The sequence below is a fragment of the Paraburkholderia fungorum genome, from assembly GCF_902833645.1.
Classification (GTDB): Bacteria; Pseudomonadota; Gammaproteobacteria; order Burkholderiales; family Burkholderiaceae; genus Paraburkholderia; species Paraburkholderia fungorum.
Window position 1 is genome coordinate 686,849 of the sequence record NZ_CADFGE010000001.1, and the last position, 19,434, is coordinate 706,282.

Below are 19,434 nucleotides of genomic sequence, written 5' to 3' on the forward strand. Positions count from 1 at the left end.
GCTTACGCGGCGGCAAGCGTCTGTTCGAGCGCCGCGAGGAATGCTTCGTTTTCGTCGGGCAGGCCGATCGTGATGCGCAGCCATTGCGGCAAACCGTAGTTGCCGACCGGACGAACGATCACGCCCCGCTTCAACAGTTCGAGGTTCACGCGGTTGCCCGCTGCGTCGTCGTTACCGACGCGCACCAGCACGAAGTTACCGTCCGACGGCACATATTCGAGGCCGAGTTTGTCGAACGCCTCGGTCAGTTGACGGTAGCCCTGCGCATTCAAAGCCGCGCTCTTTTCCAGAAACGCCTTGTCGTTCAGCGCCGCGATCGCTGCGGCTTGCGCCAGCGTGTTCACGTTGAACGGCTGACGCAGACGGTTCAGCAAGTCGGTCAATTCCGGCTGCGCGATGGCGAAGCCGACCCGCAAACCGGCCAGGCCGAACGCCTTGGAGAAGGTGCGCGATACCAGCAGATTGGGATAACGACGCACCCATGCGATCGAGTCGTAGCGCTTTTCTTCCGGCAGATATTCCGTGTACGCCTCGTCGAGCACGACGACCACGTTGCGCGGCACCTTGTCGAGAAACGCTTCGAGCTTCGCGCCTTCGATGAACGTGCCGGTCGGGTTGTTCGGATTGGCGACGAAAATCAGGCGGGTGTCGTCGGTGATCGCGGCAAGCATCGCGTCCAGGTCGTGGCCGTATCTGACGGCCGGCACAACGATCGCACGCGCACCCACGCCTTGCGTGGCGAGCGCGTACACGGCGAATGAATACTGGGCGTAGACGATCGACTGCCCCTTCTCGACGAACGCGTGCGCGGCAATTTCGAGAATATCGTTGCTGCCGTTGCCAAGCGTGACCCAGTCGGCCGGCACGCCGTAACGCTCACTCAGCGCGGCCTTCAGTTCGAAGGCATTCGCGTCCGGATAGCGGCCCAGTTCGCTGGCTGCTTGCGCCATGGCGCGTTGCGCCGACTCCGGCATGCCCAGCGGATTTTCATTCGACGCCAGCTTCACGATGGCCGCTTCGTCGAGGCCAAACTCGCGGGCCACTTCCGAAATCGGCTTGCCGGCGATGTAAGGCGCAATCGCGCGCACATAGGAAGGGCCGAAGGACGTTGTCATGAAAATCTCCGAACGACTAATTAGTAATAGATGAATATGCGACAGGCAAGCCCAAGCGGCATGAGCGTGCCTCGACAAACTCGACAAACATTAACGAGCGCGCGGATACGAGCCGAGTATCTTCAGGAATTCGGCCTTCTGGCCAAGCTCGGTCAGCGCGGCAGCAACCGCCGGTTCGTCCCGATGGCCTTCGACGTCGATATAGAAGTAATACTCCCACGTGCCGACGCGCGCCGGGCGCGACTCGAAACGGGTCATGGATACACTATGGCGCGCCAACGGCTCCAGTAACTTGAACACGGCGCCCGGCTCGTTCGCCACCGAAACGATCAACGACGTCTGGTCGTGTCCGCTCACCCCGGTGCGTTCCTTGCCGATCATCACGAAACGCGTGCGATTGTGCGGATCGTCCTGAATCAGCGCGTAAGCGACTTGCAGCCCGTAATGCGTCGCGGCGCGATCGCCGGCGATAGCCGCCACGGTCGGATCTTCCGCCGCCATGCGCGCCGCTTCGGCATTGCTCGACACCGCCTGGCGCTCGAGATGCGGCGCGTTGGTCGCGAGCCAGCGCTGGCACTGGGCGAGCGCCTGCGCGTGCGCACACACCCGCTTCACGCCGGTGAGACCGCCGCTCAGCGTCAGAAGGTTGTGATGAATCGGCAACGCCAGTTCGCCGCCGATCGTGAGCTGCGTTTGCAGCAGCAGGTCGAGCGTGCGCGACACCGCGCCCTCAGTCGAATTCTCGACCGGCACGACGCCGAATTCCGCCGCGCCGGCTTCGACCGAGCGAAACACCTCGTCAATCGACGGGCACGGCAGACCTTCGATCGACTGACCGAAGTACTCGTGCATCGCCTGTTCGCTGTACGTGCCGACCGGGCCGAGATAGGCGGCCTTGACGGTCTTTTCGAGCGCGCGGCTCGCGGACATGATCTCGCGCCAGATCGCGCTGATATGTTCGCTGGCCAGCGGGCCGTTGCTCATATCCTGCAGACGCGCGATCACCTGCTGCTCGCGCTCGGGGCGAAACACCGGCGCGTTGAAATGCTTCTTCACCTCGCCCACTTCGAGCGCCACCGCGGCGCGCTGATTGAGGAGCGCGATCAGTTGCGCGTCGAGCGCGTCGATGCGCTCGCGAAGGGGCTTGAGTCGGGTATTGAGTTCGTCGTCCATGCGTGAAAACGGCCCTGCCGATAGCTGCTGCACAAATGCGTGCTGGAAAGGATGCGCGTGCCTGAATAGCTGACCGACTCAGGCGCTGCGCTGTTCGAATTCCTTCATGTATTCGACAAGCGCTTTGACGCCTTCGAGCGGGACAGCGTTATAAATCGACGCCCGCATGCCGCCGACGGACTTGTGGCCCTTTAGCTGCACCATTCCCCGCGCTTTCGCGCCGGCCAGGAAATCTTCGTTGCGCGACTCGTCGGCGAGGAAAAACGGTACGTTCATCCGCGAGCGCGAGCCACGTTCGACCTTGTTCAGATAGAAGCTGCTCGAATCGATCGCGTCGTACAACAGCTTCGATTTTTCGAGGTTACGCGCTTCCATCGCGGTAAGGCCGCCCTGCTTCTTCAACCACTTGAACACCAGCCCCGCGATGTAAATCGCGTACGTGGGCGGCGTGTTGTACATCGAATTGTTTTCGGCGACGGTTTTCCATTCAAACGCCGACGGGCAGATCGCTTGCGCGCGATCCAGCATGTCTTCGCGCACGATCACGACCGTCACACCGGCCATGCCGATGTTTTTCTGCGCACCGCCAAACAGCACGCCGTATTTGGCGATATCCATCGGGCGCGACAGGATGTGTGACGAGGCGTCCGCCACCAGCGGAATATTGCCGAGATCGGGGATTTCGAACGTCTCGACACCGTGAATGGTCTCGTTGGTGCACAGATGCACGTAGGCCGGATCGTCCGACAGTTGCCATTCCGAGCGTGCCGGTGCGCGCGTGAAGCCTTCGGCTGTCTGGCCGCTCGCCGCGAGATGTGCCGCGCCGTACTTTTGCGCTTCCTTGAACGACTTCTGCGACCACGAACCCGTCACGATGAAATCCGCGCGTGCTTTCGCGCCCATCAGGTTCATCGGCACGATGGCGTTTTCGCCCAGGCCGCCGCCTTGCAGAAACAGGATGCGATGGCTGGCGGGCACCTGGAGCAACTCACGCAGATCGACGAGCGCTTCCTCATGGATCGACATGAATTCTTTGCCGCGATGGCTCATTTCCATCACGCTCATGCCGCTGCCCTGCCAATCGAGCATTTCGTCGGCTGCCTGACGCAGCACTTCTTCGGGCATGGCAGCGGGGCCGGCGGAGAAATTAAAGACGCGCATCGTGAGATCCTGGAAGCTGGCGCGAAAAACGAACAGATCGCGCGAAAATCGGCGAAGTTGGCGGCCGCAAAGCTAGCCGCCGCAAAATCAGCGCCGCGAACCCGGCACCCCGAGTTTGACGGTGCGTATTTGGCAACACGTATTGACGACACGCATCTGGCAACATTTTCGCGCCCAAAAAGAAAATGGCCGTCTGCGCATGTGCGCAAACAGCCATTATCGCATTGTCACCGCAAACCCGCCAAACCGGAACGCCACTCAGCACGCTGTACAGCTTGCCAAGCAACGGCTGGCGCGTCAGCGCTGCCTGTCGATCTTTGGGCCCGAAGCCGGCTTAGTTAGCAGGCTTAGCTGCCTGACTTACTTGGCCGGCTTGACCGAAGCGACTTCCTTGTCAGCCTGGTCGCGCGTTGCCTTGATCGATTGCGGCATGTACTTTTGCATCAAGCCATTCACCACGTCGCGGCCAACCTGGTCTTGCACCTGGATGAACTTGCGGCCGGTCGGGCTCTTGTAGAACGCGGTCAGATCCTTGATTTCCGACGTGCTGTAGTACTTCGCGTAAGCGTCGTACTGAGCTTGCATGGCGTCTTGACGGAAAGCGTCCGTTGCGAACACCTGGCCTGCACCGTCAACCAGCTTCGGCACAGCGTTCTTTTGCAGCGTCGGGACGGAAGCCTGCTTCTGCTTGTCCGTCATCGTCTTGTTTTCGCTCAGGGCGTCCGACAGGATCGCCGGAACCAGCTGCTTGGCTTGCATCTGGGCGCTGTTGCCGATTGCGCCAACCAGCTTTTGTGCATCGATTGCGTCCAGCAGGTCCTTGATTGCAGCCTGCTTGGCCGGATCAACCGGTGCTGCAGCGGCAGCAGCCGGAGCCGCCGGAGCCTGGCTCTGAAGCGCTTGAGCCATAGCGAAGGTCGGCACGAGAGCAGCCAGCAACATCAGTTGTTTGAATCGTTTTTGCATCATTACTCCCTAAGAGAAATTAACTTGAACTGCGAGCCGCGCGGGATGCGTGTCGGCCCGACACGCCATTACTCCCTGCGCAGCTTTCAACTAATAACTGAGACTGAAAGCCGCTGACGCGGATCAGGCCGCACCGCCATCTTCACCGCCGTTATCACTTTCGGCAGGACCTTCGGCGTCGCCTTCCACATCACCATCCGCTTCTGCCTCAGCAACCTGTTGCAGACCTGAAAGCTTGGTCCCTTCGTCAAGGCTGATGAGTGTAACACCTTGGGTTGCGCGTCCCATTTCCCGAATTTCCGATACGCGCGTGCGAATCAACACACCCGTATCGGTGATCAGCATGATCTGCGCTTCCTGATCCACCAGCGTGGCGGCGACAACCTTGCCGTTACGCTCCGACGTCTGGATCGCGATCATTCCCTTCGTACCGCGCCCGTGACGCGTGTACTCGGTGATCGGCGTGCGCTTGCCATAGCCGTTTTCGGTTGCGGTCAGCACCGACTGCTGCTCGTCGCCCGCCACCAGCAACGCGATTACGCTCTGGCCGTCTTCAAGCTGCATGCCGCGCACACCCCGGGCTTCACGGCCCATCGGACGAACGTCGTTCTCGTCGAAACGCACTGCCTTGCCGGAATCCGAGAACAGCATCACGTCGTGCTGACCGTCTGTAATGGCGGCACCAATCAGGTAATCGCCGTCATCCAGACCGACCGCAATAATACCCTTGCGCAACGGCCGGCTGAAGGCTTCCAGCGGCGTCTTCTTTACCGTTCCTAACGCGGTGGCCATGAACACGAACTTGTCCGCCGTGAATTCCTTGACCGGCAGCACCACCGTGATCTTTTCGCCGTCCTGCAACGGGAACATATTGACGATCGGACGGCCACGCGAGTTCCGCGAGCCCTGCGGCACCTCATAAACCTTGACCCAGTAGACGCGGCCGCGATTCGAGAAGCACAGGATGTGATCGTGCGTGTTGGCGATGAAGAGCGTGTCGATCCAGTCGTCTTCCTTCATGGAAGTCGCCTGTTTGCCGCGACCGCCGCGCTTCTGAGCGCGATATTCGGACAACGGCTGCGATTTCACGTAGCCGGCGTGCGACATGGTCACGACCATCTCTTGCGGCGTGATCAGGTCTTCGGTGTTCAGCTCGGTTGCGTTCAACTCGATCTTCGAGCGGCGCGCGTCGCCGAATTCGGCTTTGATCGACGTCAGTTCGTCGACGATGATCGCCGTAATGCGTTCCGGGCGAGCCAGAATGTCCAGCAGGTCGGCGATTTGCGCCATCACTTCGCGGTACTCGCCGATGATCTTGTCCTGCTCCAGACCCGTCAGGCGTTGCAGACGCATCTGCAAGATTTCCTGAGCCTGAGTGTCGGACAAGCGGTAGAGGCCGTCGGACTGCATACCGAAGGACGGGTTCAGACCGTCCGGACGGTAAGCCTCGCGACCACCGGCCGACGCGTTTTCCGTCTCGGCGCGTGCTAGCATTTCGCGCACCAGCGACGAATCCCACGGACGCGCCATCAATTCCTGCTTGGCGATCGGAGGAGTCGGCGCCGCCTTGATGATCGCGATGAACTCGTCGATGTTGGCCAGCGCAACCGCCAGACCCTCGAGCACATGGCCGCGTTCACGGGCTTTGCGCAGTTCGTATACAGTGCGCCGCGTCAGCACTTCCCGGCGATGCGACAGGAAGCACGCCAGCATTTCCTTCAGGTTCAGCAGCTTCGGCTGGCCGTCGACCAGCGCGACCATGTTCATGCCGAAGGTGTCCTGAAGCTGGGTCGCCTTATATAGATTGTTGAGAACGACTTCCGGCACTTCGCCACGCTTCAGCTCGATCACGACGCGCATGCCGCTCTTGTCGGATTCGTCGCGGATGTCGGAGATGCCTTCGAGCTTCTTCTCGTTGACCAGCTCGGCGATGCGTTCCAGAAGTGAGCGCTTGTTCACCTGGTACGGCAACTCGTCGACGATGATCGACATGCGCTGACCGCGGTCGATTTCTTCGAAGTGCGTAAGCGCGCGCATCACGACGCGGCCACGGCCGGTGCGATAACCATCGCGTACGCCGGCCACGCCGTAGATGATGCCGGCGGTCGGGAAATCGGGCGCCGGAATGATTTCGATCAGTTCGTCGATCGTGGCTTCCGGGTTTTTCAGCAGGTGCTGACAAGCGTCGACAACCTCGTTGAGGTTGTGCGGCGGGATGTTGGTCGCCATGCCGACCGCAATACCGGACGAGCCATTGATCAGCAGATTGGGAATACGCGCCGGCAGGATGGCCGGTTCGTTTTCGCTGCCGTCGTAGTTCGGCGTGAAATCGACCGTTTCCTTGTCGATGTCGGCCAGCAACTCGTGGCCGATCTTTGCCATGCGGATTTCGGTGTACCGCATTGCCGCGGCATTGTCGCCGTCGACCGAACCGAAGTTGCCCTGGCCGTCTACCAGCATGTAACGCAGCGAGAAGTCCTGCGCCATCCGGACAATCGTGTCGTATACAGCCGTGTCGCCGTGCGGGTGATATTTACCGATGACGTCGCCGACAATACGCGCCGACTTCTTGTAAGCCCGGTTCCAGTCGTTGTTCAGTTCGTGCATCGCGTACAGCACGCGCCGGTGTACCGGCTTCAGGCCATCGCGGACATCGGGAAGCGCACGCCCCACGATCACGCTCATCGCGTAATCGAGATACGAACGGCGCATTTCCTCCTCTAGGGAGATTGGCAGAGTCTCTTTGGCGAATTGATCCATTATCCGTATCTTTTACGTGCCAAGGCGGTGGCGTGAAGCTCGCTTGAAGCCTCTCGCTTGAAGCCCCTCTCGCCGCGCCTTCGCGTAAGCATTGCAGGCGCAACGCATCACGCGATTCTAACATGCCGCGCATCCGCCCCCGGCGGGGGTACGTATACCTATTAGCAGGCGAACCGAAATGGCGCCTGAACGCCCCATGATCGACTTGGGGCAGGCTCGATTTGTGCGTGGGCCAATCCGCCGCTCAGCCATGACTGGCGGTGCCTCCAGCGGATTACTTCTGTTGCGCATGCACCACAATTGGAGGGCGATTTGATCGGGGGCAGATTTTTTTATCGTTGGAAGGGAACGATATGGCAAAATGCCAACGCACAAAGAGTTAGACACTGCTCGAAGTCTACACAGCACGTTTTTTGTTCTACACCGATGTTATACTTCGAGCAATGTATGACTTGTCTTCGTCAACAGGCTCGCAGTAAACCTGCGGTAATCTCAATTTCGAGAGGAGAAATATGAATAAACTTTCAAAGCTCGCGTTCATTGCAGCTACCGCAGTTATGGCTGCATCCGCCATGGCGCAATCGGTGCCGGCGTCGCGACAAGCCACGAACGACAACTGGGTGAATGGTACCGGCGAATACGTGTGGATGAACGGCACGAACGAGCTTTGCTGGCGCGATGCATTCTGGACGCCGGCAACGGCCAACGCAAAGTGCGATGGCGCCCTGGTTGCCCAGGCTCCGACCCCGCCGGCTCCGGTCGCACCTGCACCGGCTATTACGAGCCAAAAGATTACGTATCAAGCTGACGCTCTGTTCGACTTCGACAAGGCTATCCTGAAGCCGGCTGGCAAGGAAAAGCTGGACGATCTGGCATCGAAGATCGGCGCGCTGAACCTGGAAGTCGTCGTCGCAACGGGTTACACGGACCGTATCGGTTCGGACAAGTACAACGACCGTCTGTCGCTGCGCCGTGCTCAAGCTGTCAAGGCATACCTGGTCAGCAAGGGCATCGAATCCAACCGTATCTATACGGAAGGCAAGGGCAAGCGCAACCCGGTCACGACCGGTTGCAACCAGAAGAACCACAAGCAACTCATCGCCTGCCTCGCACCGGATCGTCGCGTGGAAGTCGAAGTTGTCGGTACTTCGAAGCAGTAAGCTACAAATTACCGCAGCATCAAAGCCCCGCTTCGGCGGGGCTTTTTTTATGCCGCTGGCGCCGCTCGCCTCCTCCTCCGAGCGCGCCTGAATTGCCGCAACAGCACGCGCCAGCCATCGCGCGGCATTTTGCCGCCCCGCCGCTCGGCCTATATACTCAGGGTTTATCCTCGAGCGCCCGCTCAACGCTCTCATCGAGGCAGCTTCCGCCATGACCAACGCCGATCCCCACGAACTGCAGAAATTCAGCGACCTTGCACATCGTTGGTGGGACCCGAATGCCGAATTCAAACCCCTGCACGAACTCAATCCGATCCGCCTGGGGTGGATCGACGCGCACGCGCATCTCGCCGGCAAGACCGTGCTGGATATCGGCTGCGGCGGCGGCATTCTGACGGAGTCGATGGCGGGATTGGGGGCGCACGTAAAAGGAATCGACCTGTCGAGCCAGGCGCTCGGCGTGGCGGATCTTCACAGCCTTGAAAGCGGTGTAACCGTCAGTTACGAAGAAATCGCGGCTGAGGCGCTCGCGGCTCGCGAACCAGGCACGTACGACGTCGTCACCTGCATGGAAATGCTCGAACACGTGCCTCAACCGGCAGCCATCGTCGAGGCGTGCAAGACATTGGTGAAACCGGGCGGGTGGGTATTCTTCTCCACGCTCAACCGCAACGTGAAGTCCTATCTGTTCGCGGTCATTGGCGCCGAATATATCGCGCGGATGTTGCCCAAGGGCACTCATGACTACGCGCGCTTCATCCGCCCGTCGGAACTGGCGAGCTTCGTGCGCGCCGCCGGCCTGCGCACCGCCGATATCAAAGGTATCGTTTATAACCCGCTCAGCAAGCATTTCACGCTGTCCGACGACACGAGCGTGAACTACATGCTCGCCTGCCGCCGCGACGCCTGATCCCCGACCTGCCCGGACTCAAGCCACTCAATGAGCGATCCTACGCCCCTGCCCCAACGCGAAGACAACGAGGACGCCCTCGGTCTTTGCCAGGCTGTCCTGTTCGACCTCGACGGCACGCTGGCCGACACCGCGCCCGATCTGGCGGCCGCCGTCAACAAAATGCGCCACGATCGCAACCTTGAAATGGTGCCGCTCGAAGACCTGCGACCGCTCGCGTCGGCGGGTGCGCGCGGGCTGATCGGCGGAGCCTTCGGCATCGGTCCGCAAGACCATGAGTTCGCGTCGATGCGCGAGGAGTTTCTCGCCAATTACGAAGCGGACTTGTGCATCGAGACCACGCTGTTTCCCGGCATTCCCGAGTTGCTCGACGACCTCGATGCACGGGGCGTGCGCTGGGGCATCGTGACAAACAAGGCGGCAAGGCTCACCGAGCCGCTAGTTGCGCTACTGGGCCTCGAAGAGCGCGCCGGCTGTGTGGTAAGCGGCGACACGACGCCCCATTCGAAACCGCACCCCGCACCCTTGCTACACGCGGCACGCGAGTTGGATGTGGTGCCGGAACGCATTGTCTACGTCGGCGACGACTTGCGCGACGTACAGGCAGGTTTCGCGGCCGGCATGAAGACCATCGCGGCCGCCTACGGTTATTGCGGCAACGACATTCCGCCCACGCAATGGCACGCGCAACACGTCGTGCAATCACCCGCTGAATTGCTGAGGCTGCTACGCGATATCGACTGATCGTACAAACGGACCCGGCGCACTGAACGTAGCGCAGCACTTTGCGGCTTCACTGCGGCAACGCCGCAGCGCTACCGGAACAGCAAGACAGCGAAGCAATCAGACAGGACGTGGCTGTCAAACTATTGTAAAATGCTCGTTGGCCCAGATTTTTGGGCAACGAACCGCGGGGGCGACCTGGTTTCGACAGGGGTTGCGAAGCGGCTAGGGCATACCGAGGACCCGTCACCTCGTTAATCAATGGGAAAAACGTAACTGCAAACGACGAAACGTTCGCACTGGCAGCCTAAGGGCCGCCGTCCTCTGCCTAGTTCACTGACGGGCTAGAGTCGCAAGACCGGTAGCAATACCGACAGAGGTCATATACGTCAGATAAGCCTTGGCGGCGTCACGACGCCCGGGTCGAAAACTTAGTGAATCGCCGTCACGCAGCGTGTTCGTCCGCGTCGTGGTGGTTAAATCAAATGACAGAACTAAGTATGTAGAACTAGTCGTAGAGTGCTTCTGGACGCGGGTTCGATTCCCGCCGCCTCCACCAAACACCTTGCACGTAGTAGCAGCAAAGTTTTACCAAGAACCCCGGCGGCGTAAGGCTCTCGGGGTTTTTTGTTGCCGGCGCCGCGAAGCTCGCAATAGAACGCCGCAAACAAAAACGCCGGCAGCATGCCGGCGTTTCAATCAACCAAAAGCAGAACCCAAAGACGAACCGCGCAAGCAAAAACCGCTAGCTCGCGCGCTTACTCGTCTTTAGGGCATTGCAAATTACACCCATTCGGATCGCCATTGTCGCCGCGCTTGCGCATGGCCGACTTCTTGTCGGACTGGTATTTGTCCGAGGGCGCCGATGCTGCGAATGGCAGTTGCGGATGCTCGGCAAGACGGAACTGATCTTGCAGAATGCCGCCCGGCACACCCGGCGAATTCTGGGCGAAGGCAACCGAAGCGGTAGCGAGCAGCACCGTGGCCGCGGCGGCGGCAGCACATGCGTGAAGAAGAACTTTCATATCGATTCAGCGCGGCACAGCGCGCGGTCAAGGCGTAAGCGGAAAGCTAGATTATCCCAAACGAACGCCTCACGCAGTGACCGCCACATTAAATAGTTTACGGTCGCTTACAGCGCCGGTGGGCCGAGCCCGGTTTCGAGATCGAGCAGCTTGCCGCAGTCGTGCGGATCGTAGCCTTCGAGCTGGTCGACGTTATGCCGGAATGCGGCGCCGCGCAGCAGATCGATCACGGTTGCGAGCGGCGTGCGCTCGAGCCGGGTGCGGTCGCAGGCGAAGTAATAGTCTTCGTCGACAATCGGAATGAAGTCGAGCCCAAAGTGATGCGCCGCCGGCTCGACGCCGAAACCCACATCCGCCATGCCACTGGCCACGAACGCCGCGATCGCCGAGTGCGTGAGTTCCGTCGATGCATACCCGTTGACACGGTCCGGATCGACCCCGACCTTGCGTAGCGCGAGGTCGAGCAACATGCGCGTGCCGGAACCAGGCTGACGATTGACGAAGCGAATATCGTCGCGCGCGAGGTCGCCCAGGCCGCCGATTCCCTTCGGATTCCCCTTGCCAAGAAAGAGACCCTGCTTGCGCCTCGTCAGGTGTACGAGCACGTGACGCTGCGGATCGAGCCAGCGCCGGTAGGTATCGGCACAGACCGCGCGAAATTCGCCCAGCGGTAAGTGGAAACCAGCCAGATCGCATTCGCCACGAGCGAGCGCACTCACCGCGTCCGCGCTGTCGCGGTATTTGATATCGACCGGCAGATCGTTCGCGACCAGCGCCGTCACCAGCGCCGCCACGGCGTAACCGTGCGACGCATAGATCCTCACGTCGTCGGCGGCCGGCGCGAGCCACCGGTTCAGATCGCTGGCGACTTCGCTCGCCAGCGCCTGCATATTGCCGTCGAGCCGCTCGCCGCACAGACGCTGCGCGCGCAACACGGCCTGCCCAAGTTCGGACAGCACCGAGCCACGCCCGCGCTCCTTCGCGATTAGCGGACCACCCAAACGTTCCTCGATGCTGCGCAACAAACCCCATGCGTGACGGTAGGACAAACCCTTAAGCGTCGCCGCCTGCGCGATGCTGCCGGATTCGTCCACCAGCGCAAGGAGCGGCACGACGTCGGACAGGCTTGCCTCACGGCCATCCGGGCCCTTCACGACCAGCTGCGCCTGACACTCGATTCGGATCATATATGCTTAACCATTTCCTATTGCACGAGGCGTATCACCCGCCTATTGTTCGGCTATCCCATATCGAATATACGAAGCATAAGTGCACGCATTATGAATAACAAGTGCATATATGTCTTTGGAGGAGCCCCCACTTGGACGATTCCATCGCCGTCGCGCCGGAACAACTCGTGCAGCGTCACGCGCAGCCCGGCAGGTCGCTGCTAGCGGTATTGCACGCGATTCAGGACGAGCTCGGCTACGTACCCGCCGACACAGTCGCGCCTCTCGCGCGCGCCATGAACCTGTCGCGCGCGGAAGTGCACGGCGTCATCACCTACTACCACCACTTCCGCACGCAACCTGCGGCGCCCGTGACGGTACAACTGTGCCGCGCCGAAGCCTGCCGCAGCATGGGCACCGAGGCGCTCGCGCAGCATATCGAGGCGCACACCGGCTGCCGTTTTGACGCCGAGCATCATGACGGTGCGGCAGTCGAACTGGAATCGGTATATTGCCTCGGCCAATGCGCACTGTCGCCGGCGCTGATGCTCAACGGCACGCTGCACGCGAAAGTCACGCCCCAAAAATTCGACACGCTGTTCGCGGCCGCCAATAAATGCGTGGAGGTTACGGCATGACACGCATCTACGTTCCCTGCGATTCGTCGGCGCTTGCGCTAGGCGCCGATGCCCTCGCTCAAGCCATCGAAGCCGAAGCGGCCCGCCGCGGCATTGCCATCGAACTGGTTCGCAACGGCTCGCGCGGTTTGCTGTGGCTCGAACCGCTCGTGGAAGTTGCCACGGCTGAAGGCCGCGTCGGCTATGCGAACGTCGAAGAAAGCGATGTTGCCGCGCTCTTCGACGCCGGTTTTATCGAAGGCGGCGAGCACGCCAGCCGTGTCGGTGTGGTCGATGAAATACCGTATCTGAAGAAGCAGCAGCGCCTGACCTTCGCGCGCATCGGCATCACCGACCCGCTTTCCATCGACGACTACATCGCCCACGGCGGCCTCGAGGGCCTCAAGCAGGCCCTGGAAACCGACGGCGACGCCGCCTGTGAAGCGCTGATCGAATCCGGCCTGCGCGGTCGCGGTGGCGCGGCCTTCCCCGCCGGCATCAAATGGCGCACCGTGCGCGGCGCCAAAGCGGCGCAGAAATACATCGTCTGCAATGCCGACGAAGGCGATTCCGGCACTTTCTCCGATCGCCTCGTGATGGAAAGCGATCCGTACGTGCTGATCGAAGGGATGATCATCGCGGGCATCGTCACCGGCGCGACGGTCGGCTACATCTACGTACGCAGCGAATATCCGCACTCGATCGCAACGCTCGAAGCTGCGATCGCGAAAGCACGCGCCGCCGGCTGGCTCGGCGACAGCGTGCTCGGCTCGGCGGCGCACCGCTTCGAACTGTTCGTGGCGAAAGGCGCCGGCGCTTATGTATGCGGCGAGGAAACCGCGCTGCTCGAATCGCTCGAGGGCAAACGCGGCATCGTGCGCGCCAAGCCGCCCGTGCCGGCGCTAGTCGGCCTGTACGGCCAGCCGACGGTGATCAACAACGTCATCACGCTCGCGACGGTGCCGATCATCTTCGCGCGCGGCGCCGCGTTCTACAAAGATTTCGGTATGGGCCGCTCGCGCGGCACGCTGCCGTTCCAGCTCGCCGGCAATGTGAAGCAAGGCGGCCTGGTCGAGCTCGCGTTCGGCGTCACGCTGCGTGAGCTGCTATACGACTATGGCGGCGGCACGGCAAGCGGACGCCCCGCGCGCGCGGTGCAGGTCGGCGGTCCGCTCGGCACGTATCTGCCGGAAAGCCAGTGGGACATCCCCATGGACTACGAAGCATATGCAGCCGTCGGCGCGGTGGTCGGCCACGGCGGCATCGTCGTGCATGACGACACCTCGAATCTCGCCGAACTCGCGCAATACGCGATGCACTTCTGCGCGCTCGAATCGTGCGGCAAATGCACGCCGTGCCGGATCGGCTCGACGCGCGGCGTCGAAGTGATCGGACGGATCCGCAACGGCGATACGTCCACGCGGCAAGTGCAGTTGCTGCGCGATCTTTGCGACACGATGGTGTCCGGTTCGCTCTGCGCGATGGGCGGCATGACGCCGTTCCCGGTGTTGTCAGCGCTCGACCATTTCCCCGAAGACTTCGGTCTCGACAACGTACACGACCTCGCGCCCAAAGCGGCTGCGGCCTGACCCAGGAGCCTCACATGTCCGATGTGCTCAACTCCCCTGCCGGCGGCTGCGGCTCCGGAAACTGCGCGTGCAAATCCCAGGCGCAACAACGCGCCGCGCGCTCGCCCTTTGACGATACCGACTACGGCACACCGTTGCGTCATGCCGACGTCGACGTCACGCTGGAAATCGACGGCCAGGCGGTGACGGTTCCGGCCGGCACCTCCGTGATGCGCGCCGCCATCGAAGCCGGCGTCAACGTGCCGAAGCTCTGCGCGACCGATTCGCTCGAACCGTTCGGCTCATGCCGGTTGTGCCTGGTCGAAATCGAAGGCAAGCGCGGCTACCCTGCTTCGTGCACGACGCCGGTCGAAGCCGGCATGAAGGTCCGCACGCAAACCGATCGCCTTCAATCGCTGCGCCGGAATGTGATGGAGCTATACATCTCCGATCACCCGCTCGACTGCCTCACCTGCCCCGCCAACGGCGACTGCGAACTGCAGGACATGGCGGGCGTCACCGGCTTGCGCGAAGTGCGCTACGGCTTCGACGGCGCGAACCATCTGAAGGACAAGAAGGACGAATCGAACCCGTACTTCACGTACGACCCGTCGAAGTGCATTGTCTGCAATCGTTGCGTGCGCGCGTGTGAAGAAACCCAGGGCACGTTTGCACTGACCATTGCCGGACGCGGTTTCGAATCGCGCGTGGCTGCCAGCGAAAACAAGCCGTTCATGGAATCGGAATGCGTGTCGTGCGGCGCCTGCGTCGCCGCGTGTCCGACCGCCACGTTGCAGGAGAAAACCGTCATCATGCTCGGCCAGGCCGAGCATTCGGTCGTCACGACTTGCGCGTATTGCGGCGTCGGCTGCTCGTTCAAGGCCGAGATGAAAGGCAACGAGGTCGTGCGGATGGTGCCGCACAAGAACGGTCAGGCCAACGAAGGGCACGCCTGCGTGAAGGGCCGCTTCGCATGGGGCTACGCGACGCACAAGGACCGCATCACCAAGCCGATGATCCGCGCGAAGATCACCGATCCGTGGCGCGAAGTCAGCTGGGAAGAAGCGCTCACTTACGCGGCCTCGGAATTCCGCCGCATTCAGGCGAAGCACGGCCGCGATTCGATCGGCGGCATCACGTCGTCGCGTTGCACGAACGAAGAAACGTATCTGGTGCAGAAGCTCGTGCGCGCCGCGTTCGGCAACAATAACGTCGACACTTGCGCGCGCGTGTGCCATTCTCCGACCGGCTACGGCCTGAAGACCACGCTCGGCGAATCCGCCGGCACTCAGACATTTGCCTCGGTCGACAAAGCCGACGTGATCATGGTGATCGGCGCGAATCCGACCGACGGCCACCCGGTGTTCGGCTCGCGTATGAAGCGCCGTGTGCGCGAAGGCGCGAAGCTGATCGTCGTCGACCCGCGCCGCATCGATATCGTCGATACGCCGCACGTAAAGGCTTCGCATCATCTGCAATTGCGTCCGGGCACCAACGTCGCGGTGGTCAATGCGCTTGCGCACGTGATCGTCACGGAAGGCCTGCTGAACGAGGCATTCATCGCCGAGCGTTGCGAAACGCGCGCTTTCGAGCAATGGCGTGCGTTCGTCGCGCTGCCCGAGAATGCACCGGAAGCCACGGAGGAACTCACCGGCGTGCCCGCCGCCTCCATCCGTGAAGCCGCCCGCATCTATGCTACCGGCGGCAACGCCGCGATCTATTACGGCCTCGGTGTCACCGAACACGCCCAGGGCTCGACGATGGTAATGGGCATCGCAAATCTGGCGATGGCGACCGGCAACATCGGCCGTGAAGGCGTCGGTGTGAATCCGTTGCGCGGCCAGAACAACGTGCAGGGTTCGTGCGACATGGGCTCGTTCCCACACGAACTGCCCGGCTACCGTCACATTAGCGATTCGATCACGCGCGCGCTGTTCGAAGAAGCCTGGAATGTCACGTTGCAACCAGAGCCGGGCCTGCGCATTCCGAACATGTTCGACGCCGCCGTGCACGGCACCTTCAAGGGCCTGTACTGCCAGGGCGAAGACATCGTGCAGTCCGATCCGAACACGCATCACGTGTCAGCGGCGCTATCGTCGATGGAATGCATCGTCGTGCAGGATATTTTCCTCAACGAGACCGCGAAGTACGCGCACGTGCTGCTGCCCGGTTCGTCGTTCCTCGAAAAGGACGGCACCTTCACCAACGCGGAGCGCCGCATCTCGCGCGTGCGCAAGGTGATGCCGCCGGTGCCGGGTTACGCCGACTGGGAAGTCACGGTGATGCTGGCGCGGGCGCTCGGCTATGAAATGGACTACACGCATCCGTCGCAGATCATGGACGAGATCGCGCGTCTCACGCCGACCTTCCACGGCGTGTCGTACCGGAAGCTCGACGAGCTCGGCAGCATCCAGTGGCCATGCAATGAAAACGCGCCCGACGGTACGCCGACCATGCACATCGATACTTTCGTGCGCGGCAAGGGCAAATTCGTGATTACGAAGTTCATCGCCACGCCGGAAAAAGTCACGCGCAAGTTCCCGCTGCTGCTGACCACGGGCCGCATCCTGTCGCAGTACAACGTCGGCGCGCAGACTCGCCGCACGGAAAATTCGCGCTGGCACGACGAAGACCGTCTCGAGATTCACCCGCACGATGCGGAAGAACGCGGCATCCGCAATGACGACTGGGTCGGCATCGAATCGCGCGCGGGACAAACCGTGTTGCGCGCGAAAGTGACCGAGCGGATGCAGCCGGGTGTCGTCTATACGACATTCCACTTCCCCGAATCGGGGGCGAACGTGATCACCACCGACAGTTCGGACTGGGCCACCAACTGCCCCGAGTACAAGGTGACCGCAGTGCAGGTAATGCCGGTCGAGCAACCGTCGCAATGGCAAAAGGACTATTCGCGCTTCAATAGCGAGCAACTCGATCTGCTGAAGCAGCGCGAGTTGGCCAATGCAAGCTCGGGTAAGTGAGGCAAGCCATGGACAATCAGAATCTGATCGACATGGCGAACCGGATCGGAGATTTTTTCGATTCGATGCCGGATCGCGAAGAGGCGCTCGACGGCATCGCCGATCATATCCGCCGCTTCTGGGAGCCGCGCATGCGGCGCGCTTTGCTGGCGACGCTCGATGAGCCCGACGCGAACGGCGTCGAGATGTCGGGCATCGTCAGGGAGGCGCTCGTCAAGCATCGTGACGGGTTGACGCCTGCCGCTCTTTCTACGGCGGTGTAGGCGAGGCGCCGTTCGAACGGCGCCCGCCATCCATCGATAAGGCGGCCCACATCACGGGCCGGCCTGCACGGTCATTTCACAAGGCCGCCTGCTCCGGTATCACGCCCCCCACGGCGAACCACGCTTCGCAATGCCGCAGCAGACCGTTCAGATCGGAACCGGTGCGCCCGCGCGCGCAGATGTAGCCGTCCGGCCGCACCAGATAGAACGAAGGCCGTGTGCGCCCATAGGATTCGACGAGAGCCGGAGCGCCCTCGCCGTTCGTATCGGTCACGCGCCAGATGCGTACCGCGCCCGGCAACAGCCTCTCGACTTCGGCGGTCATTTTCTCCAATTCCGGGTCCGGCGGCGGCGCGTGCTTCGCGGCGGGATCGAGCGGCATGTCGTCGACGGGCTGCGGCGGCACCAGCAGGAAGAGCGAGAAGAACGCGGGATCGTGCAGATCGAAGATGCACCCGACACCCGGCGCGCGGCCAAGCGGGCCATCCACCACATGCACCAGCGCGTCCGGCGCGCGCTCACCGGCACGCGGACCGCCATCGAGGACGCGCTCGAGCGTCAGCGGACTGCGCCGGTACTGGATCGACAACTCGCTGATGGTCATCCGCGCCGCATCGCGCAAGGGACCGAGCGCGGCCAGCACCGGCATCACGCGCTCGCGCAGCAGCCTGAGCGGTCCATGATCGGCCTCGGCCATCTGCGTGATAAAACCGGTTTGCCGCAGCACGTCGCGCTCGATGGGATGCCGTTCCTGATGGTACGTATCGAGCAGCCGGTCAGGCGCACCGCCTTGCAGCACGCGCGCGAGCTTCCAGCCGAGATTGAACGCTTCCTGAATGCCGGTGTTCATCCCTTGCGCGCCGGCCGGGCTGTGTACATGGGCCGCGTCGCCTGCGAGGAAAATGCGACCCACACGCAGCCTGTCCACCATCCTGCTGTTCAGACGAAAATGCGACGACCATGCCAGGTCAGACACGTCGACGCGTTCGCGCACGCGCCGGGCGATCAGCGCCTTGCATTCGGCGAGCGACGGCGGCGCAACCTGGTTGAGCGGCGGTTCACCGAGTACGACGGGCGTGGCCGACGTCAAGACCGTAGCCTTTTCGGCGGGATGATCCGCAATCAGACGATGACGGCCATGGCCCATCGGGAACAGCGCGACGAGACCCTCGCCTGAAGCAAAGATATGAAACTCGTCTTCGGGCCAATCGGTTTCGGCGTGCAGATCGGCAAGCAGGAAGGTCTGCTCGAAGGTGTTGCCCTCAAAGCTCAAACCGAGCCGGTGACGGATCGTGCTATGCGCACCGTCGGCGGCGATCATGTACGACGGACGGATCGTTTCGGTACGGCCGTCCACGTGCCGCAAGGTCGCCTGAATGCCGGCCGAACCCTGCGAGAACGTCGTCAGCTCGACACCGCGTTCGATCGTGACGCCGAATGTCGCGAGATGTTCCGTGAGCAAGCGTTCGGTCACGGATTGGTCGAGGAACAGCAGATACGGATAGCGGGTGTGCAGCGGATCGAAATCGAGGCGCGCGAGACGCATGCCATTGGAAAAAAGATTGGCGATGCGCGCGCGATGACCGAGTTCGAGAAACGGTTCGACCAGCCGATGTTGTTCGAGCAGTTCGAGGGTGCGCGCCTGAATGCCGATGGCCCGCGAGTGCGGGTCCGGCTGCAACGCTTTCTCGATCAGACGTACGGGGATGTGGGCACGCGCGAGACTCATCGCCGCGGCGAGCCCGGTCGGACCCGCGCCGACGATCAGCACTGGCGACGCATCGTGTGCGGCAGCATCCATGCGGACCTCCGGAGACAACAGGACGTCCTAGTGTACGCCGCC

At 61.9% G+C, this 19,434-nt stretch carries 15 protein-coding genes and 1 other RNA gene; 8 read left to right on the forward strand and 8 right to left on the reverse strand.

Features of this window, described 5'->3' with window-relative positions:
- Window positions 1–2 precede the first annotated feature (2 nt).
- From hisC to gyrA, 5 genes are all read right to left on the reverse strand, one after another.
- The gene (gene hisC / locus HWX91_RS03080; RefSeq protein ID WP_028200084.1) at window positions 3–1,115 is read right to left on the reverse strand and encodes a histidinol-phosphate transaminase; all 1,113 of its coding nucleotides are present in this window, start codon (window positions 1,113–1,115) and stop codon (window positions 3–5) included.
- 90 nt (window positions 1,116–1,205) lie between these two features.
- The gene (pheA, locus tag HWX91_RS03085) at window positions 1,206–2,288 is read right to left on the reverse strand and encodes a prephenate dehydratase (RefSeq protein ID WP_028200085.1); all 1,083 of its coding nucleotides are present in this window, start codon (window positions 2,286–2,288) and stop codon (window positions 1,206–1,208) included.
- A gap of 78 nt (window positions 2,289–2,366) precedes the next feature.
- Window positions 2,367–3,449 (reverse strand): 3-phosphoserine/phosphohydroxythreonine transaminase, encoded by a 1,083-nt coding sequence (gene serC, locus HWX91_RS03090; protein WP_028200086.1) that lies wholly within the window; start codon window positions 3,447–3,449, stop codon window positions 2,367–2,369.
- 360 nt (window positions 3,450–3,809) lie between these two features.
- Window positions 3,810–4,415 (reverse strand): DUF2059 domain-containing protein, encoded by a 606-nt coding sequence (locus HWX91_RS03095; protein ID WP_028200087.1) that lies wholly within the window; start codon window positions 4,413–4,415, stop codon window positions 3,810–3,812.
- 123 nt (window positions 4,416–4,538) lie between these two features.
- Window positions 4,539–7,175: a DNA gyrase subunit A gene (gyrA, locus tag HWX91_RS03100; protein ID WP_030101247.1), complete on the reverse strand. Its 2,637-nt coding sequence runs from the start codon at window positions 7,173–7,175 to the stop codon at window positions 4,539–4,541.
- 512 nt (window positions 7,176–7,687) lie between these two features.
- On the opposite strand from gyrA, the gene ompA reads away from it, so the two are divergent.
- The 4 genes from ompA to ssrA all read left to right on the forward strand — a co-directional run bounded on the left by ompA (window position 7,688) and on the right by ssrA (window position 10,527).
- Window positions 7,688–8,335, forward strand: coding sequence for an outer membrane protein OmpA (ompA, locus tag HWX91_RS03105; protein WP_028200089.1), 648 nt, complete (start codon window positions 7,688–7,690; stop codon window positions 8,333–8,335).
- A 211-nt stretch (window positions 8,336–8,546) separates the two neighbouring features.
- Complete coding sequence (ubiG, locus tag HWX91_RS03110) at window positions 8,547–9,245, forward strand: bifunctional 2-polyprenyl-6-hydroxyphenol methylase/3-demethylubiquinol 3-O-methyltransferase UbiG (RefSeq protein WP_028200090.1); 699 nt, start codon at window positions 8,547–8,549, stop codon at window positions 9,243–9,245.
- A gap of 30 nt (window positions 9,246–9,275) precedes the next feature.
- Window positions 9,276–9,989, forward strand: coding sequence for a phosphoglycolate phosphatase (gene gph, locus HWX91_RS03115; RefSeq protein ID WP_028200091.1), 714 nt, complete (start codon window positions 9,276–9,278; stop codon window positions 9,987–9,989).
- 168 nt (window positions 9,990–10,157) lie between these two features.
- Window positions 10,158–10,527, forward strand: a transfer-messenger RNA (tmRNA) gene (gene ssrA, locus HWX91_RS03120).
- Window positions 10,528–10,726: 199 nt separating this feature from the next.
- On the opposite strand, the gene HWX91_RS03125 is transcribed toward ssrA, so the two are convergent.
- The gene (locus HWX91_RS03125) at window positions 10,727–10,993 is read right to left on the reverse strand and encodes a hypothetical protein (protein ID WP_028200092.1); all 267 of its coding nucleotides are present in this window, start codon (window positions 10,991–10,993) and stop codon (window positions 10,727–10,729) included.
- 107 nt (window positions 10,994–11,100) lie between these two features.
- On the reverse strand, window positions 11,101–12,180 hold the full coding sequence (locus tag HWX91_RS03130) for a substrate-binding domain-containing protein (RefSeq protein WP_028200093.1): 1,080 nt from the start codon (window positions 12,178–12,180) through the stop codon (window positions 11,101–11,103).
- 134 nt (window positions 12,181–12,314) lie between these two features.
- Here HWX91_RS03130 and HWX91_RS03135 point away from each other — a divergent pair, with 134 nt between their 5' ends.
- The 4 genes from HWX91_RS03135 to HWX91_RS03150 are packed head-to-tail and all read left to right on the forward strand — an operon-like array spanning window position 12,315 to window position 17,591.
- On the forward strand, window positions 12,315–12,800 hold the full coding sequence (locus tag HWX91_RS03135) for an NAD(P)H-dependent oxidoreductase subunit E (protein ID WP_028200094.1): 486 nt from the start codon (window positions 12,315–12,317) through the stop codon (window positions 12,798–12,800).
- A complete protein-coding gene (locus tag HWX91_RS03140; protein ID WP_028200095.1) occupies window positions 12,797–14,368 on the forward strand; it encodes a formate dehydrogenase beta subunit in 1,572 nt (523 codons plus the stop codon). Before HWX91_RS03135 ends, HWX91_RS03140 begins: the two co-directional genes overlap by 4 nt.
- A gap of 14 nt (window positions 14,369–14,382) precedes the next feature.
- On the forward strand, window positions 14,383–17,328 hold the full coding sequence (gene fdhF, locus HWX91_RS03145) for a formate dehydrogenase subunit alpha (protein ID WP_028200096.1): 2,946 nt from the start codon (window positions 14,383–14,385) through the stop codon (window positions 17,326–17,328).
- An 8-nt stretch (window positions 17,329–17,336) separates the two neighbouring features.
- Complete coding sequence (locus tag HWX91_RS03150) at window positions 17,337–17,591, forward strand: formate dehydrogenase subunit delta (protein WP_028200097.1); 255 nt, start codon at window positions 17,337–17,339, stop codon at window positions 17,589–17,591.
- A gap of 76 nt (window positions 17,592–17,667) precedes the next feature.
- Here HWX91_RS03150 and HWX91_RS03155 read toward each other — a convergent pair whose 3' ends face one another.
- Complete coding sequence (locus HWX91_RS03155) at window positions 17,668–19,392, reverse strand: FAD-dependent monooxygenase (RefSeq protein ID WP_028200098.1); 1,725 nt, start codon at window positions 19,390–19,392, stop codon at window positions 17,668–17,670.
- Window positions 19,393–19,434 lie beyond the last annotated feature (42 nt).